The sequence below is a fragment of the Stenotrophomonas pictorum JCM 9942 genome, from assembly GCF_001310775.1.
In the GTDB taxonomy this organism is placed as follows: Bacteria; Pseudomonadota; Gammaproteobacteria; order Xanthomonadales; family Xanthomonadaceae; genus Stenotrophomonas; species Stenotrophomonas pictorum.
The window spans coordinates 1-883 of record NZ_BAZI01000683.1; the positions used below are offsets into that span (position 1 = coordinate 1).

At 70.7% G+C, this 883-nt stretch carries 1 protein-coding gene and 1 pseudogene; both read right to left on the reverse strand.

Annotation, left to right across the window (positions count from 1 at the left end; all coding sequences use genetic code 11):
• On the reverse strand, positions 1–596 hold a 596-nt coding region (locus JCM9942_RS17035; RefSeq protein ID WP_157723042.1), incomplete at its 3' end, for an EamA family transporter.
• Between the two features lie 102 nt (positions 597–698).
• Positions 699–883, reverse strand: a pseudogene (locus JCM9942_RS17040) (peptidase M20); the annotation flags it as partial.

Here is an 883-nt window from a genome sequence, read left to right on the forward strand (position 1 = left end):
ATCACGCCGCCGCACAGCATCTGCCCGGCGGCGGTCATGAATGGCGATGGCAGGTCGCGTCCGCGCGACCAGATCGACCCGGCGGCCCAGCCCAGCGGTGCGATCAGCAGGAACACCAGTCCGTCCGGGGTGGCGGTCAGGCTGCTGCCGGCGTTGAGCCACAGCACCCCGGCAAAACCAATCGCGATGCCCAGCCATTCACCGCCGGTGGCCTTCTCCCCGCGCAAGGTGGAAAACAGTGCCATCCACAGCGGCACCGAGGCCACCGCCACCGCCGCCAGGCCCGAGGACACTTCGCGTTCGGCCATCACCACCATGCCGTTGCCCAGGAACAGCAGGCACACACCCATCACCGCCAGCGTCGCCCATTGCGCCCTGGTCGGGGCGGCCACACCGCGCCAGCGCAGCAACGCATAGAGCACGCTGCCAGCCACCACGAAGCGCGCGCCGGAGATCACCGACAACGGCGGCAGGCCGCTTTCCAGGGCCAGATGGATGCCCAGATAGGTCGAGCCCCAGACCACGTACACCAGCAGCAGGGCGAGGACGACAAGACCACCGCGCGGGGCGGGCCGTGCGGAAACGGGAGCGGACATGGCAGAACCGGCGGGGGACCGCGCCATTTTAGGCCACCACCGGCCCCCCACTGCTACCGCTGCCGCAACGCCGGGTTGCAATAGCGGCGCAGGGATGGGCGATCAGCGCCGCGCCGCGTCGCTGGCCTCACGTGCGGCCTCGAACTCCGCGCCCGGCTGCCACTGCGGCCACTGCCGGCTGTTGGCCAGTTCCAGCCCCAGGTCGTAGACCAGCAGCGTGTCGGCGGCCAGCCCGCGTGCATCCCACTGCGGCGACCACGCATCGCAGGCCTGGTGGTAGCAGCTGG